Source organism: Kosakonia pseudosacchari (assembly GCF_900184035.1).
Lineage (GTDB): Bacteria > Pseudomonadota > Gammaproteobacteria > Enterobacterales > Enterobacteriaceae > Kosakonia > Kosakonia pseudosacchari.
In genome coordinates, this window is the sequence record NZ_FXWP01000004.1 from 1 (window position 1) to 25723 (window position 25723).

Annotated in this window: 21 protein-coding genes; 17 read left to right on the forward strand and 4 right to left on the reverse strand. The window is 54.0% G+C overall.

Annotation, left to right across the window (positions count from 1 at the left end; genetic code table 11):
* Window positions 1-151: 151 nt before the first annotated feature.
* Window positions 152-2290: a phosphate acetyltransferase gene (gene pta, locus BN2591_RS00095; RefSeq protein ID WP_086868035.1), complete on the reverse strand. Its 2139-nt coding sequence runs from the start codon at window positions 2288-2290 to the stop codon at window positions 152-154.
* Window positions 2291-2368: 78 nt separating this feature from the next.
* Complete coding sequence (ackA, locus tag BN2591_RS00100) at window positions 2369-3571, reverse strand: acetate kinase (RefSeq protein WP_017458607.1); 1203 nt, start codon at window positions 3569-3571, stop codon at window positions 2369-2371.
* Between the two features lie 336 nt (window positions 3572-3907).
* On the opposite strand from ackA, the gene yfbV reads away from it, so the two are divergent.
* The 4 genes from yfbV to BN2591_RS00120 all read left to right on the forward strand — a co-directional run bounded on the left by yfbV (window position 3908) and on the right by BN2591_RS00120 (window position 7609).
* The gene (gene yfbV, locus BN2591_RS00105; RefSeq protein WP_086868037.1) at window positions 3908-4363 is read left to right on the forward strand and encodes a terminus macrodomain insulation protein YfbV; all 456 of its coding nucleotides are present in this window, start codon (window positions 3908-3910) and stop codon (window positions 4361-4363) included.
* A 172-nt stretch (window positions 4364-4535) separates the two neighbouring features.
* Window positions 4536-5030 (forward strand): YfbU family protein, encoded by a 495-nt coding sequence (locus BN2591_RS00110; RefSeq protein WP_086868039.1) that lies wholly within the window; start codon window positions 4536-4538, stop codon window positions 5028-5030.
* A 10-nt stretch (window positions 5031-5040) separates the two neighbouring features.
* Entirely contained in the window at window positions 5041-5700 is a 660-nt protein-coding gene (locus BN2591_RS00115; protein ID WP_086868042.1) for a sugar phosphatase, read from the forward strand.
* Between the two features lie 76 nt (window positions 5701-5776).
* Window positions 5777-7609, forward strand: a complete 1833-nt coding sequence (locus tag BN2591_RS00120; protein ID WP_086868044.1) for an SLC13 family permease — start codon at window positions 5777-5779, stop codon at window positions 7607-7609.
* A gap of 32 nt (window positions 7610-7641) precedes the next feature.
* Here the strand turns inward: BN2591_RS00120 and yfbR are convergent, their stop codons facing one another.
* The gene (yfbR, locus tag BN2591_RS00125; RefSeq protein ID WP_086868046.1) at window positions 7642-8241 is read right to left on the reverse strand and encodes a 5'-deoxynucleotidase; all 600 of its coding nucleotides are present in this window, start codon (window positions 8239-8241) and stop codon (window positions 7642-7644) included.
* 79 nt (window positions 8242-8320) lie between these two features.
* Entirely contained in the window at window positions 8321-9535 is a 1215-nt protein-coding gene (locus tag BN2591_RS00130; RefSeq protein ID WP_086868048.1) for a pyridoxal phosphate-dependent aminotransferase, read from the reverse strand.
* A gap of 945 nt (window positions 9536-10480) precedes the next feature.
* On the opposite strand from BN2591_RS00130, the gene lrhA reads away from it, so the two are divergent.
* The 13 genes from lrhA (at window position 10481) to nuoM (ending at window position 25722) form a co-directional block, all read left to right on the forward strand.
* Window positions 10481-11419 (forward strand): transcriptional regulator LrhA, encoded by a 939-nt coding sequence (lrhA, locus tag BN2591_RS00135; protein WP_086868050.1) that lies wholly within the window; start codon window positions 10481-10483, stop codon window positions 11417-11419.
* 625 nt (window positions 11420-12044) lie between these two features.
* Window positions 12045-12488, forward strand: a complete 444-nt coding sequence (nuoA, locus tag BN2591_RS00140) for an NADH-quinone oxidoreductase subunit NuoA (RefSeq protein WP_017458599.1) — start codon at window positions 12045-12047, stop codon at window positions 12486-12488.
* 15 nt (window positions 12489-12503) lie between these two features.
* Window positions 12504-13178, forward strand: coding sequence for an NADH-quinone oxidoreductase subunit NuoB (gene nuoB / locus BN2591_RS00145; protein ID WP_007371088.1), 675 nt, complete (start codon window positions 12504-12506; stop codon window positions 13176-13178).
* A gap of 89 nt (window positions 13179-13267) precedes the next feature.
* Entirely contained in the window at window positions 13268-15070 is a 1803-nt protein-coding gene (gene nuoC / locus BN2591_RS00150; protein ID WP_086868052.1) for an NADH-quinone oxidoreductase subunit C/D, read from the forward strand.
* A 2-nt stretch (window positions 15071-15072) separates the two neighbouring features.
* Complete coding sequence (gene nuoE / locus BN2591_RS00155; RefSeq protein ID WP_086868054.1) at window positions 15073-15573, forward strand: NADH-quinone oxidoreductase subunit NuoE; 501 nt, start codon at window positions 15073-15075, stop codon at window positions 15571-15573.
* Entirely contained in the window at window positions 15570-16907 is a 1338-nt protein-coding gene (gene nuoF / locus BN2591_RS00160; protein ID WP_086868056.1) for an NADH-quinone oxidoreductase subunit NuoF, read from the forward strand. The genes nuoE and nuoF overlap by 4 nt, the downstream gene beginning before the upstream one ends.
* A gap of 90 nt (window positions 16908-16997) precedes the next feature.
* The gene (gene nuoG, locus BN2591_RS00165; protein WP_141399341.1) at window positions 16998-19724 is read left to right on the forward strand and encodes an NADH-quinone oxidoreductase subunit NuoG; all 2727 of its coding nucleotides are present in this window, start codon (window positions 16998-17000) and stop codon (window positions 19722-19724) included.
* A complete protein-coding gene (gene nuoH, locus BN2591_RS00170) occupies window positions 19721-20698 on the forward strand; it encodes an NADH-quinone oxidoreductase subunit NuoH (RefSeq protein ID WP_017458594.1) in 978 nt (325 codons plus the stop codon). Before nuoG ends, nuoH begins: the two co-directional genes overlap by 4 nt.
* Window positions 20699-20712: 14 nt before the next feature.
* Window positions 20713-21255 carry an NADH-quinone oxidoreductase subunit NuoI gene (gene nuoI, locus BN2591_RS00175; RefSeq protein ID WP_017458593.1) on the forward strand — a complete coding sequence of 181 codons (543 nt, stop codon included), beginning with the start codon at window positions 20713-20715 and terminating at the stop codon, window positions 21253-21255.
* An 11-nt stretch (window positions 21256-21266) separates the two neighbouring features.
* Window positions 21267-21821 carry an NADH-quinone oxidoreductase subunit J gene (nuoJ, locus tag BN2591_RS00180; RefSeq protein WP_017458592.1) on the forward strand — a complete coding sequence of 185 codons (555 nt, stop codon included), beginning with the start codon at window positions 21267-21269 and terminating at the stop codon, window positions 21819-21821.
* Window positions 21818-22120, forward strand: a complete 303-nt coding sequence (gene nuoK, locus BN2591_RS00185) for an NADH-quinone oxidoreductase subunit NuoK (RefSeq protein ID WP_002463445.1) — start codon at window positions 21818-21820, stop codon at window positions 22118-22120. The genes nuoJ and nuoK overlap by 4 nt, the downstream gene beginning before the upstream one ends.
* A complete protein-coding gene (gene nuoL / locus BN2591_RS00190; protein ID WP_086868061.1) occupies window positions 22117-23958 on the forward strand; it encodes an NADH-quinone oxidoreductase subunit L in 1842 nt (613 codons plus the stop codon). The genes nuoK and nuoL overlap by 4 nt, the downstream gene beginning before the upstream one ends.
* A gap of 234 nt (window positions 23959-24192) precedes the next feature.
* A complete protein-coding gene (gene nuoM / locus BN2591_RS00195; protein WP_086868063.1) occupies window positions 24193-25722 on the forward strand; it encodes an NADH-quinone oxidoreductase subunit M in 1530 nt (509 codons plus the stop codon).
* The last annotated feature ends 1 nt before the right edge of the window (window position 25723 follow it).

The following is a 25723-nucleotide window of genomic DNA, read 5'->3' on the forward strand; positions in this document are numbered from 1 at the left end:
GGCAGCCCGTTTACGGGCCGTAAGTAAAGAAGTTTGATGCAAATGTCAGATCGTATGCGCCTGTTAGGGCGCGGCTGGTAACAGAGCCTTACAGGCGCATCTGAAAAACCTCCGGCTATGCCGGAGGATATTTATTGCCGGTTAAAGCAAATTACTGCTGGGATGCCTGGATCGCGGTCAGTGCGATGGTATAGACGATATCGTCTACCAGCGCGCCACGGGACAGGTCGTTAACCGGTTTGCGCATACCCTGCAGCATCGGCCCGATGGAGATCAGGTCGGCAGAACGCTGCACCGCTTTGTAGGTGGTGTTACCGGTGTTCAGATCCGGGAAGATGAACACGGTAGCGCGACCTGCAACCGGAGAGTTCGGCGCTTTGGATTTCGCAACATCAGCCATTACCGCAGCGTCGTACTGCAGCGGACCGTCGATAACCAGATCAGGACGTTTTTCCTGCGCCAGACGAGTCGCTTCACGCACTTTCTCTACATCGCTACCCGCGCCGGAGTTACCGGTGGAGTAGGAGAGCATTGCCACACGCGGTTCGATACCGAACGCGATGGCGGAATCCGCAGACTGAATCGCGATTTCTGCCAGTTGTTCAGCGGTCGGATCCGGGTTGATGGCGCAGTCACCGTACACATAAACCTGTTCCGGCAGCAGCATAAAGAACACGGAGGAAACCAGTGAGCTACCCGGTGCGGTTTTGATCAACTGCAGCGGCGGACGAATGGTGTTCGCGGTGGTGTGCACAGCACCGGAAACCAGACCGTCTACTTCGTCCTGTTCCAGCATCAGCGTGCCGAGAACCACGTTGTCTTCCAGTTGTTCGCGGGCGACGGCTTCGGTCATGCCCTTGCTCTTACGCAGTTCAACCAGGCGCGCAACATAGCTTTCACGCACTACGTCCGGATCGACGATTTCAATGCCGGTGCCCAGCTCAACGCCTTGTGCAGCAGCGACGCGGTTGATCTCGTCCGGATTACCCAGCAGGATACAGGTCGCGATACCACGTTCAGCACAAATAGCAGCAGCTTTCACGGTACGCGGTTCGTCGCCTTCCGGCAGAACAACGCGTTTACCCGCTTTGCGCGCCAGCTCAGTTAACTGGTAACGGAAGGCCGGCGGAGAGAGACGACGGCTGCGCTCGGAAGTCGCGGTCAGAGAATCGATCCACTGGGCATTGATGTAGCCAGCCACATATTCCTGAACGTTTTCGATACGCTCGTTATCATCAACCGGAACTTCCAGGTTGAAGCTCTGCAGGCTCAGGGAGGTCTGCCAGGTGTTGGTATTCACCATAAATACCGGCAGGCCGGTGGCGAATGCACGTTCGCACAGTTTGCGCACGCTGGCGTCCATTTCGTAGCCGCCAGTCAGCAGCAGCGCACCGATCTCCACGCCGTTCATCGCCGCGAGGCAAGCGGCAACCAGCACGTCCGGACGGTCTGCGGAAGTCACCAGCAGTGAACCCGGGCGGAAGTGTTCCAGCATGTGCGGAATGCTGCGCGCACAGAAGGTCACCGATTTCACACGGCGGGTTTTGATATCGCCTTCGTTAACAATGGTTGCATTCAGGTGGCGAGCCATGTCGATTGCGCGGGTGGCAATCAGATCGAAGCTCCACGGCACTGCGCCCAGCACCGGCAGCGGGCTGGCTTCTTGCAGTTTAGCCGGGTCGATATGAATAACTTTCGCTTTAGACGAGTCATCGAAAATTTCAGACAAGTCAGGGCGGGTACGACCTTGTTCATCAACCGGAGCGTTCAGTTTGTTAACAATAACGCCGGTGATGTTGGTATTTTTCGCGCCGCCGAAGCTGTTGCGGGTCAGTTCGATACGCTCTTTCAACTGCTCCGGCGTGTCGGTGCCCTGGGACATAACAAACACGATTTCTGCGTTCAGCGTTTTCGCGATTTCAAAGTTCAGCGACTGCGCGAACTGATGTTTACGCGTCGGAACCAGGCCTTCAACCAGCACCACTTCAGCGTCTTTGCTGCTTTCGTGGTAACGGGCGATGATCTCTTCCATCAGCACGTCTTTCTGGTTGCTGGAGAGCAGCGACTCAACGTGGCTCATTTTCAGCGGTTCTGCTGCAGTCAGACCAGAGTTGGCACGCACGATTGTGGTGGTCTGGTCCGGCGCATCGCCACCGGCGCGCGGCTGGGCGATCGGTTTAAAGACGCTCAGACGAACGCCTTTGCGTTCCATAGCACGGATAACGCCAAGGCTGACGCTGGTCAGGCCGACGCTGGTTCCGGTAGGGATCAGCATAATAATACGGGACACGGTTAATCCTCTTTCGTTACCGTCTTGTAAGACGGGTTACAAAACAGCACCGCCAGCGGGGGCTGGCGGTGTGTGGAATCAGGCAGTCAGGCGGCTCGCGTCTTGCGCGATGACCAGCTCTTCGTTTGTCGGGATAACGACAGCCGGGCGGGTGCCTTCTTTGTTGATAAAGCCAGACTTACCAAAACGGGCAGCCAGGTTACGTTCGTGATCAACTTCAAAGCCGAGAACGCCCAGTTTGCCCAGAGACAGTTCACGTACCATGGCGGCGTTTTCACCGATACCACCGGTGAAGACAACCGCGTCCAGACGACCTTCCATCAGCGCAGTGTAAGAGCCGATGTATTTCGCCAGACGGTGGCAGTAAACGTCCATTGCGCGTTTCGCGTCTTCTTTATCTTTGTAGTTATCTTCTACATAACGGCAGTCGCTGGTGACTTCGGTCAGGCCCAGCAGACCGGACTCTTTGGTCAGCATTTTGTTGATCGCTTCAACGCTCATGCCCAGGGTGTCATGCAGGTGGAAAATGATAGCCGGATCGATATCACCAGAACGGGTACCCATTACCAGGCCTTCCAGCGGGGTCAGACCCATGGAAGTGTCAACGCATTTACCGTTACGGATAGCGGATACAGAACCACCGTTACCCAGGTGGCAGGTGATGATGTTCAGCTCTTCAACCGGTTTGTTCAGGACTTTGGCTGCTTCCTGAGTCACATAGAAGTGGCTGGTGCCGTGTGCGCCATAGCGACGAACGCCATGCTCTTTGTACAGTTTGTACGGCAGCGCATACAGGTAGGACTCTTCCGGCATCGTGGTGTGGAACGCAGTGTCGAACACAGCCACGTTTTTGTCTTTCAGGTTCGGGAAGGATTTCAGCGCTTCGGCGATACCAATCAGGTGAGCCGGGTTGTGCAGCGGTGCGAAAGAGGCTGCATCTTTGATGCCCTGAATAACGGATTCGTCGATAACCACAGAGCTGGTGTATTTTTCGCCACCATGCACGATGCGGTGACCGATTGCGGTCAGCTGTGCGGACAGTTCTGGTTTTTGTGCCAGAATAGTGTTAACGATAAAGTTCAGCGCTTCGCTGTGAGCGGCACCTGCACCTAAAGCCGCTTCTTGTTTACCGCCATCAATTTTCCACTTGATGCGCGCTTCTGGAAGGTGGAAACATTCGGCTAAACCAGAGAGGTACTCGTCACCATTAACTGCATCGATGATTGCGAATTTCAGTGAGGAGCTACCGCAGTTCAGAACCAGTACTAACTTACTCGACATGGAAGTACCTATTTATGATACGTGGCTAAAAAAGGTCAGTGAGTCGCACAGCGTAGCGCAGATGGATACTGACAATTATGATTAACATCATGCCGGGTTTACTTTCTGGCATGATGAGAAGAATACATAAAATTTTAAGCTATTTTGCGCAAATTTCAGGCAGTGGCATAATGAGCTTAAATTTGACGATTTAAAGATATTCGTCTAATGAACCGGTCAAGGCCGCCACAGGATACCTGATACCATGTGGGATTGACAAAAAATTTTAACGTTGTCATTCACAGTTGTTGTTTTGCACAAATTTTTTAATTTTTATATGTGAAGTTGAGGTAACCCATGTCCACTTCAGAGAATCGACCCGTCAATTTTTTTAGTTTGTTTCGTCGGGGTCAGCACTATGCGAAGACCTGGCCTATGGAAAAACGCCTCGCTCCGATGTTCGTTGAAAACCGTGTGATCCGCGCAATGCGCTATGCCACGCGCTTTATGCCGCCCGTGGCCGTGTTTACTCTCTGCTGGCAAATCGCGCTCGGCGGCCAGCTTGGACCGGCGGTGGCTACCGCGCTGTTTGCGCTGAGCCTGCCGATGCAGGGGCTATGGTGGCTGGGTAAGCGTTCTGTGACGCCGCTACCGCCGTCGATTCTGCACTGGTTTTATGAAGTGCGCGGCAAGTTGCAAGAAGCGGGTCAGGCGTTAGCACCTGTAGAGGGTAAGCCTGATTATCAAGCGCTGGCCGACACGCTTAAACGTGCTTTTAAACAGCTCGATAAAACATTCCTTGATGATTTGTGAGTTTGAACAAGTTTCGCAATCTCTATAAAAGAAGGCATTTTTGCGATGTCTTCTTTTTTATTTTTCATTCTGTTCTACCCAACACCCCCGGCAAATCAAGAAAGCCGTCTTTTTCAGCAGGTAAACTCAAGGCATCTTTTTTAATGCGCCGATGTGCCACAGGAGTCGAAAGATGGAAATGACCAATGCCCAACGTCTGATCTTATCCAACCAGTACAAAATGATGACCATGATGGATCCGGCTAATGCAGAGCGCTATCGCCGTTTGCAAACCATTATTGAGCGTGGATATGGCCTGCAAATGCGTGAGTTGGATCGTGAATTCGGCGAGTTGAAAGAAGAGACCTGTCGTACTGTTATCGACATCATGGAGATGTACCACGCACTGCATGTCTCCTGGACCAACCTAAAAGATACCAGCACCATTGATGAACGCCGGGTGACTTTCCTTGGCTTTGACGCCGCAACGGAAGCGCGTTATCTCGGCTACGTGCGTTTTATGGTCAATATCGAAGGCCGCTATACCCATTTCGACGCCGGAACCCACGGCTTTAACGCGCAAACCCCAATGTGGGAAAAATATCAGCGCATGCTGAGCGTGTGGCACTCCTGCCCGCGTCAGTACCACCTGAGCAGCAACGAAATTAATCAGATTATCAACGCCTGAGGAGGTGAGTGTGCAGTGTAAAGGATTTCTGTTTGACCTGGATGGCACCCTGGTGAATTCGCTGCCCGCTGTGGAGCGGGCATGGTGTAACTGGGCTGATCGATTTGGTATCGCGCATGATGAAGTACTGAATTTTATCCACGGCAAACAGGCGATTACCTCGCTGCGGCATTTTTTACCGGGCAAGTCTGAAGCAGAGATTGCGGCTGAATTTACCTGGCTTGAACAGGTTGAAGCGGCTGACACCGATGGCATTACCGCGCTGCCTGGCGCGATTGCGCTGCTTCAGCATTTAGATGAGTCAGCGATTCCGTGGGCTATTGTTACCTCCGGGTCTGTGCCTGTCGCTCATGCGCGACATCGTGCAACCGGGTTGCCGACACCGAAAGTGTTCGTCACCGCCGAGCAGGTTACACGCGGTAAACCTGAGCCTGATGCTTATCTCCTCGGCGCACAGCTGTTGGGGCTTTCACCGCGCGAGTGCGTAGTGGTGGAAGATGCGCCGGCGGGTCTCCTTTCCGGCCTTGCCGCAGGTTGCCATGTGATTGCGGTCAATGTTCCTGCGGATGCGCCCCGGCTTGACGAGGTGGATTTCCGACTCACCACGCTTGAAGCGCTTGATGTCGCAAAACAGCCGGACGGGCGGGTGAATGTCACGCTAAAGGTTTGATCCCATGATGTAACCCCACTTTTGTGGGGTTTTTTTATGGCACTATTTCTCCACTATCAACTGACAAGGATACGTTGTGAACGGTGAACTTATCTGGGTACTGTGTCTGCTGGGCATCGCGGTGGTGCTTTTCGCGACGGGCAAAGTGCGCATGGATGCTGTAGCCCTGTTTGTCATTGTTGCCTTTGTTCTTAGTGGAACGCTGACGCTTTCCGAAGCGTTTTCCGGTTTTAGCGACCCGAACGTCGTGTTAATTGCCGCCCTGTTTATCATCGGCGACGGCCTGGTGCGCACCGGGGTGGCGACAAACATGGGGGCGTGGCTGGTCAACATGGCGGGCAGCAGCGAAACCAAAATGCTGGTGTTGTTGATGGTCACCGTTGCCGGGCTTGGGGCATTTATGAGTTCGACCGGCGTGGTGGCAATCTTCATCCCGGTGGTGCTTAGCGTGTCAATGCGCATGCAGATTTCGCCGTCACGGCTGATGATGCCGCTCAGTTTCGCCGGCCTTATTAGCGGCATGATGACGTTGGTAGCGACGCCGCCAAACCTTGTTGTTAATAGCGAATTGCTACGCGAAGGCTTTGACGGCTTCAGCTTTTTTAGCGTGACCCCTTTGGGGCTGGTGATCCTACTGCTTGGCATTATTTATATGCTGTTGATGCGTTTCACGTTGAAAGGGGAGAGTGACGATGCCGCGCGTGAAAGCTGGAAACGCCGCAGTTTTCGCGATCTTATTAAGGAGTATCGTCTTGCCGGTCGGGCGCGCCGTCTGGCGATCCGCCCCGGTTCGCCAATGATTGGGCAGCGGCTGGATGATTTACAACTGCGTGAGCGCTATGGCGCCAACATTATCGGTGTTGAGCGCTGGCGGCATTTCCGGCGTGTCATTGTTAACGTTAATGGGGTATCCGAATTTCGTGCCCGCGATGTGCTGCTGATTGACATGTCTGCCGCCGAAGTCGATTTACGCCAGTTTTGCGCTGAACAACTGCTTGAGCCGATGATCCTGCGCGGTGAGTATTTTTCCGACCAGGCGCTGGATGTCGGAATGGCGGAGGTGTCGCTGATCCCCGATTCGGAACTGATTGGCAAAACAGTGCGCGAAATCGGTTTTCGCACCCGCTACGGCCTTAACGTTGTTGGTCTGAAACGCAACGGCGAGGCGCTGGAAGGCGCGGTGACGGATGAAACATTGCAACTGGGCGATGTTTTTCTGGTGGTCGGAAACTGGAAACTTATCAGCCAGCTTGGTTCGCACGGGCGCGACTTTGTGGTGCTCAACTTACCGGTGGAAGAGAGTGCCGCGTCTCCGGCGCACAGCCAGGCGGCACACGCTATTTTCTGCCTGGTATTGATGGTTGCGTTGATGCTGACGGATGAAATTCCCAATCCGGTGGCCGCGATCATCGCGTGTATGTTGATGGGCAAGTTTCGCTGTATTGATGCAGAAAGTGCGTATAAAGCGATCCACTGGCCGAGCATTATTTTGATTGTCGGTATGATGCCGTTCGCGCTGGCGTTGCAAAAAACCGGCGGTGTGGATCTGGTGGTGAAAGGGTTGATGGACTTAGGCGGCGGCTATGGCCCGCATCTGATGCTGATATGTCTGTTCGTGATGTGCGCCACGATTGGCTTATTTATCTCTAACACCGCAACGGCGGTATTGATGGCACCGATTGCCCTGGCGGCAGCGAAATCAATGGGCGTTTCGCCTTATCCGTTCGCAATGGTTGTCGCGATGGCGGCCTCGGCCGCGTTTATGACACCCGTTTCCTCACCGGTGAATACACTGGTTTTAGGACCGGGTAACTACCAGTTCAGTGATTTTGTAAAAATCGGCGTGCCGTTCACGTTGCTGGTGATGGTGGTCTGCGCACTATTAATCCCGGTGCTGTTTCCGTTCTGATATGGCCGGGTTTGTTGGCCCGGCATGTTCAGTTACAGCGGCGAATCCTGGCTGATTTCATCCAGCGACAAATGGAAGCTCGGTACAAATACCTGCATAAAGTAATCCATTTCCGGGCTGCGGCGCGCATCAAGCGTTTTTTCCAGCCGTGATTTAGCCAGCAAGAATTCGTTGTTGCCAGCGGAGAGCTCTTCCAGACACTTCAGATAAGCGCACAGGGCATCTGCCTGTTTCACAATCGATTTTTCTTCTGCCGTGTAGTGATATTCATCGATCAGCGGCGCAAAAATATCACGCAGTTCTTCCGGTACCATCTCGACCAACTTCTGCTGGGCGATCTTCTCGATGGCTTTATATTCCTGAGCGATTTGCGAGTTGAAATATTTTACCGGCGTAGGCAAATCACCGGTCAGCACTTCTGATGCATCGTGGTACATCGCCAGCAGCGCAATGCGTTCAGCATTGACCTGGCCCGCGAATTTACGGTTTTTAATTGCCGCCAGCGCGTGGGCGACCATCGCAACTTGTAAGCTATGTTCGGAGACATTCTCCGTGCGCACATTGCGCATCAGCGGCCAGCGATTGATGAGTTTAAGGCGGGAAAGATGGGCGAAAAAGTGGCTCTGACTCATGGTTAACCTTGTCTGTGACTGCGACCTGAGCCATTGTGCGCAGAGAGTGGGGGAAGATGCAAATCCTCCCCCGGCATCCTTACTGGTGGTAACCCGAGAGGAAACGACCAAAACGGGTAATCGCCATTTCCAGATCGTCTTCACGCGGCAGCGTCACAATGCGTACGTGATCCGGCCAGGGCCAGTTAAACGCAGATCCTTGTACCAGCAGTACTTTTTCCTGCAACAGGAAGTCGAGTACCATTTTTTGATCGTCGTGAATATTGAAGCGTTTAGCGTCGATTTTCGGGAACATATACAACGCACCGCTTGGTTTCACGCAGGAAACGCCCGGGATCTCGTTGATCAACTCCCACGCGCGGTTACGCTGCTCATACAGACGCCCGCCAGGCACAATAAATTCACTAATGCTCTGGTAGCCACCGAGCGCGGTCTGAATCGCGTGTTGTGCCGGAACGTTGGCGCACAGGCGCATCGATGCCAGCATCTCCAGCCCTTCAATATAGCCTTTCGCGTGCTTTTTCGGCCCACTCAACACCATCCAGCCCTGGCGGAAACCCGCGACCCGGTAGGTTTTCGACAGCCCGTTAAAGGTGATGGTGAACAGATCCGGCGCGAGTGCGGCAATGGAGTGATGCTGCGCTTCGTCGTAAAGAATTTTGTCGTAGATTTCATCAGCAAAGATGATGAGGTTGTGCTGACGCGCGATCTCAACGATTTCCAGCAGCAGCTCTTTTGAGTAAACCGCGCCGGTCGGGTTGTTCGGGTTGATAATGACAATCCCGCGCGTACGCGGCGTAATTTTGGCGCGAATATCGTCGAGATCGGGGAACCAGCCTGCCGACTCATCGCATAAATAGTGCACCGCTTTCCCGCCAGAGAGCGAAACTGCAGCGGTCCACAGCGGGTAATCCGGTGCGGGCACCAGCATTTCGTCACCGCTATTCAGCAACGCCTGCATCGACTGCACGATCAACTCGGAAACACCGTTGCCAATATAGATGTCTTCCACAGTCACTTCGCGCATGCCGCGAGCCTGATAGTGCTGCATGATGGCTTTGCGCGCGGAATAGAGCCCTTTTGAGTCGCAGTAACCTTGCGCGCTCGGCAGGTTACGGATCACATCAACCAGAATTTCATCCGGTGCCTCGAAGCCGAAAGGGGCTGGGTTGCCGATGTTGAGTTTGAGGACCTTGTTGCCTTCTTCTTCAAGACGTTTTGCTTCTTTCAGAACCGGGCCACGGATGTCGTAACAGACGTTATCTAATTTGCTGGATTTTTCGATGGAGGACATGAATCTTTGACCTTTTAGCTGGAATAGCCACTGCCTGCCGTGGAAGTGAGCACGGAACAATGTACTCCCCCGTCCGCCCATTTTGAAGGGTTAACAGGAGAAGATTTTGTCTTAATGTCTCTGATGGTTAACGATTTTTTAACTATTAATTAGGCTTTTTGTTTTTTCTTTTTCTGTTTTTGTTTTATTTTTTGGTTTTTGGTGCTGATATTTATTTTAATTGTGAAATTTTTTACTGTCTAAAGGCGTTCGTTTAGTCGCGGTTTGAGGCGCTTGGGCTACGGTAGAATTCGTTCTCTGCATAAAACCCGCGCGCTGGATTACTGCCTCATTTGGCCAGGCGAAGAGTTGAGTTGGCTGTAAACGCAATGTTAAGCATTATTAATAGTTAGTTCTTCACTTAATTAATAGCGATTTAATATTGAGAATGGGAACGATGACTATCACTAATATTAATAAGATGATGGTGTGGTGGACGCCATTTGTTTGCTTAAGATTATTCGCAATAATGCTTATAAATATAAAGGTTTTAGGTTAAACTCGTGGGGCAAGAAATGGAACTGAGACCAAAGGCCTTGCTTTAGTTAAGGTTTATTTCTTAATTGTAGTTGATTGTTATTACTCGCTTTTAATTCTGACCAGTTATATAGGCTGGTTCTATATGGCGCAGTGCTATGTATAGCCTATGAACGTTGCACAAACATGTTTTTCTTAAAAGGAATAACGCGCTTTGGCATCTTTTATATATCTAAAAGGAATGGCAGAAGGCGAAATAAAGCCATTGAGTTCAGCTTGCGCTAGACAGCGAACTATAAACACCTGAAGACTGCCAGCTTTACCTGGTTATGATCCTGCTGGATGCACTTTTTAAATGGAATTACTTAATCTTACGAGCACAGCATAAACCCGGGTCACTCCGCGCGAACGACCCGTAAGTGAAAAATTATGATAAATGCAAATCGTCCGATATTGAATCTCGACCTCGATCTGCTGAGAACTTTCGTTGCGGTCGCCGATCTAAACACTTTTGCTGCGGCCGCTGCTGCAGTTTGTCGCACACAGTCCGCCGTAAGTCAGCAAATGCAGCGGCTTGAACAATTAGTGGGAAAAGAATTATTTGCCCGTCATGGTCGCAATAAGCTCTTAACTGAACATGGTATTCAGTTACTGGGATATGCGCGAAAGATCTTACGTTTCAATGACGAAGCATGTACGTCGTTAATGTTTAGCAATCTTCAGGGCGTCTTAACTATTGGCGCTTCTGATGAGTCCGCAGACACGATTTTACCGTTTTTGCTTAATCGTATTAGCTCGGTATACCCGAAGCTGGCTCTTGATGTGCGAGTGAAGCGTAACCCGTTTTCTGACGAACATGAACAAGAGCACGATGTTGATCTCGTGGTGACGACTCACCGTTCCGCGCAATACGATTGCCTGACGTTGCGCACATCGCCAACGCACTGGTACTGCTCGGCTGAATACGTGTTACAGAAAAGTGAGGCGATACCACTGGTCTTACTGGATGAGCCGAGCCCATTTCGCGATATGGTCATCAATTCGCTGAATGATGCGGATATTCCATGGCGTATGGCTTATGTCGCTTCGTCTCTGTCGGCGGTAAAAGCAGCCGTAAAAGCCGGATTGGGGGTGACCGCGCGGCCGGTCGAGATGATGAGCCCTGATTTGCGCGTGCTGGGCAGAGCCGAAGGGCTGCCGCTGTTACCGGATACGGAATATCTGCTTTGTTATAATCCGCAAAGTCGTAATGAGCTGGCACAGGTGATTTTCCAGGCCATGGAACATTATCAAAACCCATGGCATTACAGCGGCGGTACTCCTGAAGGAGGAGGCGATCCGCTGGTTATAGAAGGGGATTTTAGCTAACATTCTCTGCCAAATCTGGTAACAAAATGTAAGTGCAAAAATGAACCGCTGGCGGCAAAAAAGCGGTTATCGGTTCATTTTGCGCACAGATTATGAATTACAGAAACATCCTGCCTGAAAATTATTCTTTCTTTCAATAATTTAATATCACTCACAGCACGATCTCCTTTTTTCAACTATAGTCTTTCATGCCTGCTGGTCATGTTAAAAATCAAGGCGGATTGTTGCTGTTTCACTGAATGAATTAACAAAAGCGTGTCTCAGATCAAGAAAATACTCCCGTTGAGGGGGAGGAATCCGGCCAAAATCCTGTCAAAATAAGCGGGTAATTAGTGTAAAACCTCGCTACGGACACGATTCAACACCAGGATATTTCTTGTGAATGTTTGAAGCCGTTCAAGAAAACGGCACTAAATGTTAATGAATTGCTGCCGATGTAAACTAATGTGAGGAAACCTTTGTTAAAGTTGACAAAAGGTTATAGAAAGGAGTAAAAACCCACATCGTTTAGCTGTTTTCGCCTTTTACACAGTTAATGTGTGGTTTTTTATTCCTCCCCGTGAATCGATGTGGCGTCATCTGCCAGCAAGAGCAGAGGTAATAACGCTACCTTTTGAGTTAAGCAATGCGTATGTCAACATCCACTGAAATCATCGCTCATCACTGGGCATTCGCTATCTTTCTTATTGTCGCCATTGGCCTGTGTTGCCTGATGCTGATCGGCGGTCGGTTTTTGGGCGGTCGCGCACGCGCGAGGCACAAAAACGTTCCTTTCGAATCGGGTATCGACTCCGTCGGTTCCGCACGCTTACGTCTATCCGCCAAGTTCTACCTGGTGGCCATGTTCTTCGTCATCTTCGATGTGGAAGCGCTCTATTTATACGCATGGTCAACCTCCATTCGCGAGAGTGGTTGGGTCGGGTTTGTCGAAGCCGCAATTTTTATATTAGTGCTGCTGGCTGGTCTGGTTTATCTGGTGCGTATTGGCGCGCTGGATTGGACGCCCGTGCGTTCGCGCCGTGAGCAAATCAACCCAGAGACTAACAGCTACACTGACAGTCAACGCTAACCGCGAGGCAATAAGATGGATTATACGCTCACCCGCATAGATCCTAACGGTGAGAACGACCGTTACCCCCTGCAGAAACAGGAGATCGTAACCGACCCCCTGGAACAAGAAATTAACCGTAGCGTTTATATGGGCAAGCTCGAGAATGCCCTGCACGATATGGTGAACTGGGGACGTAAAAACTCAATTTGGCCATATAACTTTGGCCTGTCGTGCTGTTACGTAGAGATGGTGACATCCTTTACGGCCGTGCACGACGTTGCGCGTTTTGGTGCGGAAGTGCTGCGTGCTTCTCCTCGTCAGGCAGACCTGATGGTGGTTGCGGGCACATGCTTTACCAAAATGGCGCCGGTCATTCAGCGCCTTTACGACCAGATGCTGGAACCTAAGTGGGTTATCTCCATGGGGGCCTGTGCGAACTCTGGCGGTATGTACGACATCTACTCAGTCGTGCAAGGCGTCGACAAATTTATCCCGGTGGATGTTTACATCCCTGGCTGCCCGCCGCGTCCTGAAGCCTATATGCAGGCGCTGATGCTGCTGCAGGAGTCGATTGGCAAGGAGCGTCGTCCGCTCTCATGGGTGGTTGGCGATCAGGGCGTTTATCGCGCCAATATGCAGTCGGAACGCGACCGTAAACGTGGCGAGCGTATCGCCGTGACCAATCTGCGTACGCCGGACGAGATTTAATTTGCGCCTGTGGGTAATGGAAGAAACTTCGCATTTCAATAATCCAATAACGCGAAGCCATACCCAACAGTCACCACGGACCCTTTGCAATGGTGAACAATATGACCGATTTAACTGCGCAAGAAGCCGCATGGCAGACCCGGGATCATCTGGATGATCCGGTCATTGGCGAATTGCGCAACCGTTTTGGGCCGGATGCCTTTACCGTTCAGGCGACCCGCACCGGGGTACCCGTAGTTTGGGTTAAGCGTGAGCAGTTGCTGGAAGTGGTCGATTTCTTAAAGAAATTACCGAAACCGTACGTCATGCTGTTTGATTTGCACGGCATGGATGAACGTCTACGCTCACACCGCGCCGGTTTGCCCGCCGCGGATTTTTCCGTTTTCTACCACTTCATTTCCATCGATCGCAACCGCGACATCATGCTGAAAGTGGCGCTGGCTGAAAACGATCTGCATGTGCCGACGCTGACCAAACTTTTCCCGAACGCCAACTGGTATGAGCGTGAAACCTGGGAGATGTTTGGCGTTACCTTTAATGGTCACCCGCACCTGACGCGCATCATGATGCCGCAAACCTGGACGGGTCACCCGCTGCGTAAAGATTACCCGGCGCGCGCCACAGAATTCGATCCGTTTGAGCTGACTAAAGCCAAACAGGATCTGGAAATGGAAGCGTTGACCTTCAAGCCGGAAGACTGGGGCATGAAACGCGGCACCGAAAACGAGGACTTTATGTTCCTCAACCTCGGTCCGAACCACCCCTCTGCGCACGGTGCGTTCCGTATCATTCTGCAACTGGACGGCGAAGAGATCGTCGACTGTGTGCCGGATATCGGTTATCACCATCGCGGCGCGGAAAAAATGGGTGAGCGCCAGTCTTGGCACAGCTATATTCCTTACACCGACCGTATCGAGTATCTCGGCGGTTGCGTCAACGAAATGCCTTACGTGCTGGCGGTAGAAAAACTGGCCGGTATCACCGTGCCGGATCGCGTCAACGTGATCCGCGTGATGCTGTCTGAACTGTTCCGCATCAACAGCCACCTGCTCTATATCTCGACCTTTATCCAGGACGTGGGCGCAATGACGCCGGTGTTCTTCGCCTTTACCGATCGTCAGAAAATCTACGATCTGGTCGAAGCGATCACCGGTTTCCGTATGCACCCGGCCTGGTTCCGCATTGGCGGCGTGGCGCACGATCTGCCGCGTGGTTGGGATCGTCTGCTGCGCGAATTCCTCGACTGGATGCCAAAACGCCTGGCCTCTTACGAGAAAGCGGCGCTGCGTAACACCATTCTGAAAGGCCGCTCGCAGGGGGTTGCCGCTTACAACGCAAAAGAAGCGCTGGAGTGGGGCACGACCGGTGCAGGCCTGCGTGCGACCGGCATCAATTTTGACGTGCGTAAAGCGCGCCCGTACTCCGGTTACGAGAACTTCGACTTTGAAATCCCGGTTGGTGGTGGCGTAAGCGACTGTTACACCCGCGTGATGCTGAAAGTTGAAGAGCTGCGCCAGAGCCTGCGCATTCTTGAGCAGTGCCTCAATAACATGCCGGAAGGCCCGTTCAAAGCGGATCACCCGCTGACTACGCCGCCGCCGAAAGAGCGCACGCTGCAACATATCGAAACCCTGATTACTCACTTCCTGCAAGTGTCGTGGGGCCCGGTAATGCCGGCCAACGAATCCTTCCAGATGATTGAGGCAACCAAGGGTATTAACAGTTACTACCTGACCAGCGACGGCAGCACCATGAGCTACCGCACCCGCGTTCGTACCCCGAGCTTTGCGCACTTGCAGCAAATCCCGTCGGCCATCCGCGGCAGCCTGGTATCAGACTTGATTGTCTATCTGGGTAGTATCGATTTTGTTATGTCAGATGTGGATCGCTAATTATGCACGAGAATCAACAACCACAAACCGAGGCTTTTGAGCTGAGTGCGGCAGAGCGTGAGGCAATTGAGCACGAGAAGCACCACTACGAAGACCCGCGTGCGGCGTCCATTGAAGCGCTGAAGATAGTTCAGAAGCAGCGTGGTTGGGTGCCGGACGGCGCGATTTACGCCATTGCTGATGTACTGGGCATCCCGGCGAGCGACGTCGAAGGCGTGGCGACATTCTACAGCCAGATCTTCCGCCAGCCGGTTGGTCGCCATGTTATTCGCTATTGCGACAGCGTGGTGTGCCACATCACCGGCTATCAGGGCATTCAGTCGGCGATTGAAAGCCACCTGAAGATCAAACCCGGCCAGACGACCTTCGATGGTCGTTTTACGCTGCTGCCGACCTGCTGTCTGGGCAACTGCGATAAAGGCCCGAATATGATGATTGATGAAGATACCCACAGTCATCTGACGCCGGAAGGGATCCCTGAACTACTGGAGCGGTATAAATGAAAACAGTTATCCGTACTCCTGAAACGCATCCGCTGACCTGGCGTCTGCGCGATGACAAACAGCCGGTCTGGCTCGAAGAGTACCAGAGCAAAAACGGGTACGCCGGTGCGCGCAAAGCGCTGACCGGTATGGCGCCGGATGAGATTGTCAATGCGGTTAAGGATTCTGGTCTGAAAGGTCGCGGCGGCGCGGGCTTCTCCACTGGTCTGAAGTGGAGCCTGATGCCGAAAGACGAATCCATGAACATCCGTTACCTGTTGTGTAACGCAGATGAAATGGAGCCGGGCACCTATAAAGACCGCCTGCTGATGGAGCAACTGCCGCACCTGCTGGTGGAAGGGATGCTGATTTCGGCGTTCGCGCTGAAAGCCTACCGTGGCTACATCTTCCTGCGCGGTGAATATATTGAAGCGGCGGTGCATCTGCGCCGCGCGATTGCTGAAGCCACCGAAGCCGGTTTGCTCGGCAAGAACATTCTTGGCAGCGGTTTCGACTTCGAACTGTTCGTGCATACCGGTGCAGGACGTTATATCTGCGGTGAAGAAACGGCGCTGATTAACTCGCTGGAAGGCCGCCGTGCCAACCCGCGTTCCAAACCGCCATTCCCGGCAAGCTCTGGCGTATGGGGCAAACCAACCTGCGTTAACAACGTCGAAACCCTGTGTAACGTCCCGGCTATTCTGGCGAACGGCGTTGAGTGGTATCAGAACATTTCGACCAGCAAAGATGCGGGCACCAAACTGATGGGCTTCTCCGGGCGCGTGAAGAATCCGGGTCTGTGGGAGCTGCCGTTTGGTACGACCGCGCGTGAAATCCTTGAGGATTACGCAGGCGGTATGCGTGATGGCCTGAAATTTAAAGCCTGGCAGCCGGGCGGGGCGGGTACTGACTTCCTGACCGAAGCGCACCTCGACTTGCCGATGGAGTTTGAAAGCATCGGTAAAGCGGGCAGCCGTCTGGGTACGGCGCTGGCGATGGCCGTTGACCATGAAATTGGCATGGTGCCGCTGGTGCGCAACCTGGAAGAGTTCTTCGCGCGCGAGTCCTGCGGCTGGTGTACGCCATGTCGCGATGGTCTGCCATGGAGCGTGAAAATCCTGCGTGCGCTGGAGCGCGGTGAAGGCCAGCCTGGCGATATCGAGACACTTGAGCAACTGTGTCGACAACTCGGGCCGGGTAAAACCTTCTGCGCGCATGCGCCAGGTGCGGTTGAACCGTTACAGAGCGCGATTAAATATTTCCGCGAAGAGTTCGAAGCGGGCATTAAACAGCAATTCAGCAATACCCATGCAATTGGCGGTATCCAGCCAAACTTGCTGAAAGCGCGCTGGTAATGGTTCTCCCCTCATCAGGCTGATGAGGGGAACGCGAACAGAATTTTGATTAACTCTTAGTCGCTGACTGAGACAACTGGAAGCATGCTAATGGCTACTATTCATGTAGACGGCAAAGAATACGAGGTAAATGGAGCAGACAACCTTCTTGAGGCATGTCTCTCTTTAGGCCTTGATATTCCCTATTTTTGCTGGCATCCGGCGCTGGGGAGCGTGGGTGCGTGCCGCCAGTGTGCGGTGAAGCAATATCAAAACGCGGAAGACACGCGTGGCCGCCTGGTGATGTCCTGTATGACACCGGCATCCGACGGTACTTTTATCTCTATTGATGACGACGAAGCGAAGCAGTTCCGTGAAAGCGTGGTCGAGTGGCTGATGACCAACCACCCGCACGACTGCCCGGTCTGTGAAGAAGGGGGCAACTGCCACCTGCAGGATATGACCGTAATGACCGGTCACAGCTTCCGCCGCTATCGTTTCACCAAACGTACGCACCGTAATCAGGATCTCGGCCCGTTCATCTCTCACGAAATGAACCGCTGTATCGCCTGTTACCGCTGCGTGCGTTACTACAAAGACTATGCGGACGGCACGGATCTCGGCGTGTATGGCGCCCATGACAACGTCTACTTCGGTCGCCCGGAAGATGGCGTGCTGGAAAGCGAATTCTCCGGTAACCTGGTGGAAATCTGCCCAACCGGCGTATTCACCGATAAAACCCACTCCGAACGTTATAACCGTAAGTGGGACATGCAGTTCGCGCCGAGCATCTGCCAGCAGTGCTCCATCGGCTGTAACACCAGCCCTGGCGAACGTTATGGCGAACTGCGCCGCATCGAAAACCGCTACAACGGCACGGTTAACCACTACTTCCTCTGCGACCGTGGTCGTTTCGGCTATGGCTACGTCAACCTGAAAGACAGACCGCGCCAGCCGGTTCAACGGCGTGGTGACGATCTGATCACCCTTAACGCCGAGCAGGCGATGCAGGGCGCCGCGGACATTCTGCGTCAGTCGAAGAAAGTGATCGGTATCGGTTCCCCGCGCGCAAGCGTAGAGAGCAACTTCGCGCTGCGTGAACTGGTCGGTGCGGAAAACTTCTATACCGGCATTGCCAAAGGTGAGCAGGAACGTCTTGAGCTGGCGCTGAAAGTGCTGCGTGAAGGCGGCATCCGTACACCGGCACTGCGTGAAATTGAATCCTACGATGCGGTGTTGATCCTCGGTGAAGACATCACCCAGACCGGCGCGCGCGTCGCGCTGGCGGTGCGTCAGGCGGTGAAAGGCAAAGCACGTGAAATGGCGGCGGCGCAAAAAGTAGCCGACTGGCAGATCGCGGCGATCATGAACATTGGTCAGCGTGCTAAACATCCGCTGTTCGTCACCAACGTCGACAGTACCCGTCTGGACGATATCGCGGCGTGGACCTACTGCGCACCGGTAGAAGACCAGGCTCGCTTAGGTTTCGCCATCGCGCATGCGCTGGACGACGCGTCCCCTGCGGTAGACGGTCTGAGCAACGACCTGAAAAGCAAAGTGGATGTGATTGTTCAGGCGCTGGCCGGGGCGAAAAAACCGCTGATTATCTCCGGCACGAACGCCGGTAGCACGGCGGTGATTCAGGCGGCGGCAAACGTCGCGAAAGCGCTGAAAGGCCGTGGTTCCGATGTCGGCATCACTATGATTGCCCGTTCGGTAAACAGCATGGGGCTGGGGCTTATCGGCGGCGGTAGCCTCGACGACGCGCTGGCTGAGCTGGAAAGCGGCAGCGCTGACGCCGTTGTTGTGCTGGAAAACGATCTGCACCGTCACGCTTCTGCTGCCCGCGTTGACGCGGCGCTGGCAAAAGCGCCGCTGGTACTGGTGGTTGATCATCAGCGCACCGCCATTATGGACAGCGCCCATCTGGTGCTCTCCGCCGCCAGCTTCGCTGAAAGCGACGGTACGGTTATCAACAACGAAGGCCGCGCGCAGCGCTTCTTCCAGGTTTACGACCCGACCTATTACGACAGCAAAACGCTGATGCTGGAAAGCTGGCGCTGGCTGCACTCGCTGCACAGCACTGTGCAAAACCGCGAAGTGGACTGGACGCAGCTTGATCATGTGATCGACGCGGCGGTTGAAGCCCTGCCGCAACTGGCCGGTATTAAAGATGCCGCGCCGGATGCCAGCTTCCGCATTCGTGGTCAGAAACTGGCGCGTGAACCGCACCGCTACAGTGGACGCACCGCGATGCGCGCCAATATCAGCGTGCACGAACCGCGTCAGCCGCAGGACAAAGACACCATGTTCGCTTTCTCTATGGAAGGGAACAACCAGCCGTCTGCGCCACGTTCGCAAATTCCGTTTGCATGGGCGCCGGGCTGGAACTCCCCGCAGGCCTGGAACAAATTCCAGGACGAAGTGGGTGGTCACCTGCGTCACGGCGATCCGGGCGTACGCCTGATCGAAGCGTCTGAAAGCGGGCTTGATTACTTCACTACCGTACCGGGCGCGTTCGAAGTGCAGGACGGTAAATGGCGTATCGCGCCTTACTATCACCTGTTTGGCAGTGACGAACTGTCGCAGCGTTCTCCGGTGTTCCAGAGCCGTATGCCGCAACCCTACATCAAGCTGAATCCGGCAGATGCCGCGAAGCTTGGCGTGAACGCGGGCGCGCATATCTCCTTCACTTACGAAGGGCAGACTATCAGCCTGCCGTTGCAGGTTTCTGAAGGTCTGACGGCAGGGCAGGTTGGTCTGCCGATGGGGATGCCGGGCATCGCGCCGGTACTGGCCGGGGCACGTCTTGAAAATCTGCAGGAGGCGCAAGCATGAGCTGGTTAACACCGGATGTTATCGACATTCTGTTAAGCATTCTGAAAGCGGTCGTCATTCTGCTGGTGGTGGTCACCTGCGGTGCGTTCATGAGCTTTGGTGAACGTCGTCTGCTCGGTCTGTTCCAGAACCGTTATGGGCCGAACCGCGTAGGCTGGGGTGGTTCACTCCAGCTGGTGGCGGACATGATCAAGATGTTCTTTAAAGAGGACTGGATCCCGCGCTTTTCGGATCGCGTGATTTTTACTCTTGCGCCAATGATTGCCTTTACTTCGCTGCTGTTAGCGTTCGCCATTGTGCCGGTCAGCCCCACCTGGGTGGTGGCCGACCTCAATATCGGCATCCTGTTCTTCCTGATGATGGCGGGTCTGGCAGTTTACGCAGTGCTGTTCGCAGGCTGGTCGAGCAACAACAAATACTCGTTGCTCGGTGCGATGCGTGCCTCCGCGCAAACCCTGAGCTATGAAGTGTTCCTCGGGCTTTCCCTGATGGGGGTGGTGGCGCAGGCCGGTTCATTCAACATGACCGACATCGTTAACAACCAGGCCGGTTTGTGGAACGTTATCCCGCAGTTCTTTGGCTTTGTGACTTTCGCTATCGCGGGTGTTGCGGTGTGTCACCGTCACCCGTTTGACCAGCCGGAAGCGGAACAGGAGCTGGCGGATGGTTACCACATCGAATATTCCGGTATGAAGTTCGGTCTGTTCTTTGTTGGGGAGTACATCGGCATCGTCACCATTTCCGCGCTGATGGTCACGCTGTTCTTCGGTGGCTGGCAGGGGCCGTTGTTACCGCCATTCATCTGGTTCGCGCTGAAAACTGCGTTCTTTATGATGATGTTCATTTTGATCCGCGCCGCGCTGCCGCGTCCGCGTTATGACCAGGTGATGTCCTTCGGCTGGAAAGTCTGCCTGCCATTGACGCTGATTAACTTGCTGGGAACGGCGGCTGTCATTCTCTGGCAAGCGCAATAAGGGGTGAAAAGACCATGACTTTAAAAGAATTACTCGTGGGCTTCGGCACCCAGGTTCGTAGTATCTGGATGATTGGCCTGCATGCGTTCGCCAAACGTGAAACGCGTATGTACCCGGAAGAGCCGGTCTATCTGCCACCGCGCTACCGTGGCCGTATCGTGCTGACGCGCGACCCGGATGGTTCCGAGCGCTGCGTTGCCTGTAACCTGTGTGCGGTAGCCTGCCCTGTCGGTTGTATCTCGCTGCAAAAAGCGGAGATGCAGGACGGACGCTGGTATCCGGAATTTTTCCGTATCAACTTCTCACGCTGCATTTTCTGTGGTCTGTGCGAAGAAGCGTGCCCGACAACGGCGATTCAGCTCACCCCGGATTTCGAGATGGGCGAATACAAACGTCAGGATTTGGTGTACGAAAAAGAGGATCTGCTGATCTCCGGTCCGGGCAAATACCCGGAATATAACTTCTACCGGATGGCAGGTATGGCAATCGACGGCAAAGATAAAGGTGAAGCGGAAAACGAAGCCAAGCCTATCGACGTCAAGGGCCTGTTACCGTAAGGAGAGGGGCAATGGAGTTCGCTTTTTATATCTGTGGCCTGGTCGCCATCCTGACGACGGTACGCGTGATTACGCATACCAATCCGGTACACGCGTTGCTGTATCTGATTGTGTCTCTGCTGGCGATTGCCGGGGTCTTCTTTTCGCTCGGCGCCTACTTCGCCGGGGCGCTGGAGATCATCGTCTACGCCGGGGCCATCATGGTGCTGTTTGTGTTTGTGGTGATGATGCTGAACCTCGGCAATACCGTGGTCGAGCAGGAGCGCAACTGGCTGTCGCCGCAAATCTGGATTGGCCCGGCGCTGCTCTCCGCAGTGCTGCTGGTAGTGATGATTTACGCCATCCTGGGCGTCAACGATCAGGGCATCGAGGGGACGGCGATTGGTGCGAAAGCAGTTGGCATTACGCTGTTTGGTCCTTACGTCCTGGCGGTGGAACTGGCTTCGATGCTGCTGCTGGCGGGGCTGGTTGTCGCTTTCCATCTGGGACGCGAAGACAGACCTGGCGAAGTGCTGAGTAATCGCACGGAAGACCGCGCGAAAAGAAAAACGGAGGAGCACGCATGATCCCGTTGCAACATGGATTGATCCTCGCTGCGATTTTGTTTGTTTTGGGGCTGACCGGTCTGGTTATCCGCCGCAACCTGCTGTTTATGCTGATTGGGCTGGAAATCATGATTAACGCCGCTGCGCTGGCCTTTGTGGTCGCGGGTAGCTACTGGGGTCAGACCGACGGACAGGTGATGTACATTCTCGCCATTAGCCTCGCGGCTGCCGAAGCGAGCATTGGCCTGGCGTTGCTGCTGCAACTCCATCGTCGCCGCCAGAATCTGAATATCGATTCAGTAAGTGAGATGCGTGGATGAACATGCTCGCCTTAACCATTATTTTTCCTTTTATTGGCTTTGTGCTGCTGGCGTTTTCCCGTGGCCGCTGGTCGGAAAATGTTTCCGCAACCGTAGGTGTCGGGTCGATTGGTCTGGCTGCGCTGGTGACCGCGTATGCGGGCGTTGATTTCTTTAATCACGGTCAACAACCTTTCGCAAAACCGCTGTGGACGTGGATGGCGGTCGGTGATTTCAACATCGGCTTCAATCTGGTGCTGGACGGCCTCTCTTTGACCATGCTTTCCGTGGTCACCGGTGTCGGCTTCCTGATCCACATGTTCGCCTCATGGTATATGCGTGGTGAAGAAGGGTACTCCCGCTTCTTTGCCTATACCAACCTGTTTATCGCCAGCATGGTGGTACTGGTGCTGGCGGATAACTTGCTGCTGATGTACCTCGGCTGGGAAGGCGTGGGCCTCTGCTCCTATCTGCTGATTGGTTTCTACTACACCGATCCGAAGAATGGCGCCGCGGCGATGAAAGCGTTCGTCGTCACCCGCGTGGGTGACGTGTTCCTCGCTTTCGCACTGTTCATTCTTTACAACGAACTGGGCACGCTGAACTTCCGCGAAATGGTTGAACTGGCACCGCAGCACTTCGCCAACGGCAATAACATGCTGATGTGGGCGACGCTGATGCTGCTGGGCGGTGCGGTCGGTAAATCCGCGCAGTTGCCGTTGCAGACCTGGCTTGCGGACGCGATGGCTGGCCCGACCCCGGTTTCTGCGCTGATCCACGCGGCGACGATGGTTACCGCCGGTGTCTACCTGATTGCACGTACGCACGGTTTGTTCCTGTTAACACCGGAAGTGCTGCATCTGGTGGGTATTGTAGGTGCCGTAACGCTACTGATGGCAGGTTTCGCCGCGCTGGTGCAAACCGATATCAAACGTGTGCTCGCTTACTCCACCATGAGCCAGATTGGTTACATGTTCCTGGCGCTTGGTGTACAAGCCTGGGATGCGGCGATTTTCCACCTGATGACGCACGCGTTCTTTAAAGCGCTGCTGTTCCTCTCCTCCGGTTCAGTGATCCTCGCGTGTCATCACGAGCAGAACATCTTCAAAATGGGTGGCCTGCGTAAGTCGATTCCGCTGGTGTACGCTTGCTTCCTGGTCGGTGGCGCGGCGCTGTCAGCGTTGCCGATGATCACCGCAGGCTTCTTCAGTAAAGACGAAATCCTTGCCGGTGCGGTAGCGAATGGTCATATCAATCTGATGATTGCAGGCCTGGTCGGTGCCTTTATGACATCGCTCTATACCTTCCGTCTGATTTTCATTGTTTTCCACGGAAAAGAACAAATCCACGCGCATGCAGGGAAGGGGATTACCCATCATCTGCCGCTGATCGTGCTGCTGGTGCTGTCTACCTTTGTTGGCGCGATGATCGTGCCGCCGCTGAAAGGCGTGTTGCCGGAAACCACCGAGCTTGCGCACAGCAGCGTCGTGATGCTGGAAGTGGCATCCGGTGCGGTAGCGATTATCGGTATCCTGCTGGCAGCATGGCTGTGGCTGGGTAACCGCACACTGGTGCATTCAATTGCCAACAGCGCAACGGGGCGTTTCTTCGGTACCTGGTGGTTCAATGCCTGGGGCTTCGACTGGCTTTACGATCGCGTCTTTGTGAAGCCATACCTCGGTATTGCATGGTTGCTGAAGAGCGATCCGCTGAATGCGCTGATGAACATCCCGGCGATCCTTTCCCGCTTCGCAGGCAAAGGTCTGCTGTTTAGCGAGAACGGTTACCTGCGCTGGTATGTGGCATCCATGAGCATTGGCGCGGTTGTCGTGCTGGCGCTGTTGATGGTATTGCGCTGAGTTTGTTGGCTGGCTGAGTGCGCTTATCCGGCCTGCAAACGGAAAGAGAATTTTTAGAAATTCGTTGAAAATCTGGTCCGAATGGACAGGCGTTATCGGCGAAGTCAGAGTGGACACCGCCTGCGCAGAGCAACCGGAGCGTACAGATGTACGTGAGGATTGCGAGCACAGCCGGGGTTCGCTATGACGAGCAAGATAGCCTGAGACGGACTTAAACAAGGAACAAAAATCGCCATGTTACTACCCTGGCTAATTCTGATTCCCTTTATCGGCGGCTTCCTCTGCTGGCAGACCGAGCGCTTCGGCGTGAAGGTGCCGCGCTGGATCGCGCTGATCACCATGGGACTGACGCTGGCGCTTTCTCTGCAACTCTGGTTGCAGGGCGGCTATTCTCTGACGCAAGTCACCGGCCTTCCGCAGTGGCAGGAAACGTTCAAGCATGACTGGATCCCACGGTTTGGCATTAGCATTCATCTGGCGATGGATGGTTTGTCGCTGCTGATGGTGGTGCTGACCGGCTTCCTCGGCGTGCTGGCGGTGCTCTGCTCCTGGCGTGAAATCGAGAAATATCAGGGCTTCTTCCACCTGAACCTGATGTGGATCCTCGGCGGCGTTATCGGCGTGTTCCTTGCCATCGACATGTTCCTGTTCTTCTTCTTCTGGGAAATGATGTTGGTGCCGATGTACTTCCTGATCGCGCTGTGGGGCCATAAAGCCTCCGACGGGAAGACGCGTATTACCGCTGCGACCAAGTTCTTCATTTATACCCAGGCAAGCGGTCTGGTCATGCTGATCGCCATCCTGGCGCTGGTGCTGGTGCACTACAACGCGACCGGGGTATGGACTTTCGCTTACGAAGATCTGCTGAAGACGCCAATGTCCGGCAATGTCGAATATCTGCTGATGCTCGGCTTCTTCATCGCCTTTGCGGTAAAAATGCCGGTGGTGCCGCTGCACGGCTGGCTGCCAGACGCGCACTCGCAGGCACCGACCGCCGGTTCTGTTGACCTCGCGGGGATCTTGCTGAAAACCGCTGCGTACGGTCTGCTGCGCTTCTCGCTGCCGCTGTTCCCGAACGCGTCGGCAGAGTTTGCACCTATCGCCATGTGGCTTGGCGTGATCGGTATTTTCTACGGCGCGTGGATGGCCTTCACCCAGACCGATATCAAACGTCTGATCGCGTACACCTCTGTGTCTCACATGGGCTTTGTACTGATTGCTATCTACACCGGCAGCCAGCTTGCTTACCAGGGCGCGGTGATTCAGATGATTGCCCACGGTCTTTCCGCTGCGGGTCTGTTTATTCTGTGCGGCCAGCTATACGAACGTCTGCATACGCGCGATATGCGTATGATGGGCGGCTTGTGGAGCAAAATTAAGTGGCTGCCAGCGCTGTCAATGTTCTTTGCCGTCGCTACGCTTGGGATGCCGGGTACCGGTAACTTCGTGGGTGAATTCATGATCCTGTTCGGCAGCTATCAGGTTGTGCCGGCGATCACGGTGATTTCTACCTTCGGCCTGGTGTTCGCGTCGGTCTACTCGCTGGCGATGCTGCATCGTGCTTACTTCGGCAAGGCGAAAAGCGAACTCGCTAATCAGGAACTGCGCGGTCTGTCGCTGCGCGAGCTGTTTATGATTCTGATCCTGGTTGTGCTTCTGGTACTGCTTGGCTTCTATCCGCAGCCGATTCTGGATACATCGCACGCCGCGATGGGCAATATCCAGCAGTGGTTTGTTAATTCTGTTACTACTACAAGGCCGTAAA

Excerpts from the sequence above, each read along its gene's own strand:
- nuoH (WP_017458594.1), top strand. The coding sequence starts at position 19,721 with ATGAGCTGGTTAACACCGGATGTTATCGACATTCTGTTAAGCATTCTG.
- nuoK (WP_002463445.1), top strand. The coding sequence starts at position 21,818 with ATGATCCCGTTGCAACATGGATTGATCCTCGCTGCGATTTTGTTTGTT.
- nuoA (WP_017458599.1), top strand. The coding sequence starts at position 12,045 with ATGCGTATGTCAACATCCACTGAAATCATCGCTCATCACTGGGCATTC.
- nuoF (WP_086868056.1), top strand. The coding sequence starts at position 15,570 with ATGAAAACAGTTATCCGTACTCCTGAAACGCATCCGCTGACCTGGCGT.
- BN2591_RS00110 (WP_086868039.1), top strand. The coding sequence starts at position 4,536 with ATGGAAATGACCAATGCCCAACGTCTGATCTTATCCAACCAGTACAAA.
- nuoM (WP_086868063.1), top strand. The coding sequence starts at position 24,193 with ATGTTACTACCCTGGCTAATTCTGATTCCCTTTATCGGCGGCTTCCTC.
- ackA (WP_017458607.1), bottom strand. The coding sequence starts at position 3,571 with ATGTCGAGTAAGTTAGTACTGGTTCTGAACTGCGGTAGCTCCTCACTG.
- nuoL (WP_086868061.1), top strand. The coding sequence starts at position 22,117 with ATGAACATGCTCGCCTTAACCATTATTTTTCCTTTTATTGGCTTTGTG.
- nuoC (WP_086868052.1), top strand. The coding sequence starts at position 13,268 with ATGGTGAACAATATGACCGATTTAACTGCGCAAGAAGCCGCATGGCAG.
- nuoB (WP_007371088.1), top strand. The coding sequence starts at position 12,504 with ATGGATTATACGCTCACCCGCATAGATCCTAACGGTGAGAACGACCGT.
- yfbV (WP_086868037.1), top strand. The coding sequence starts at position 3,908 with ATGTCCACTTCAGAGAATCGACCCGTCAATTTTTTTAGTTTGTTTCGT.
- nuoI (WP_017458593.1), top strand. The coding sequence starts at position 20,713 with ATGACTTTAAAAGAATTACTCGTGGGCTTCGGCACCCAGGTTCGTAGT.
- yfbR (WP_086868046.1), bottom strand. The coding sequence starts at position 8,241 with ATGAGTCAGAGCCACTTTTTCGCCCATCTTTCCCGCCTTAAACTCATC.
- BN2591_RS00130 (WP_086868048.1), bottom strand. The coding sequence starts at position 9,535 with ATGTCCTCCATCGAAAAATCCAGCAAATTAGATAACGTCTGTTACGAC.
- lrhA (WP_086868050.1), top strand. The coding sequence starts at position 10,481 with ATGATAAATGCAAATCGTCCGATATTGAATCTCGACCTCGATCTGCTG.
- nuoJ (WP_017458592.1), top strand. The coding sequence starts at position 21,267 with ATGGAGTTCGCTTTTTATATCTGTGGCCTGGTCGCCATCCTGACGACG.
- nuoG (WP_141399341.1), top strand. The coding sequence starts at position 16,998 with ATGGCTACTATTCATGTAGACGGCAAAGAATACGAGGTAAATGGAGCA.
- nuoE (WP_086868054.1), top strand. The coding sequence starts at position 15,073 with ATGCACGAGAATCAACAACCACAAACCGAGGCTTTTGAGCTGAGTGCG.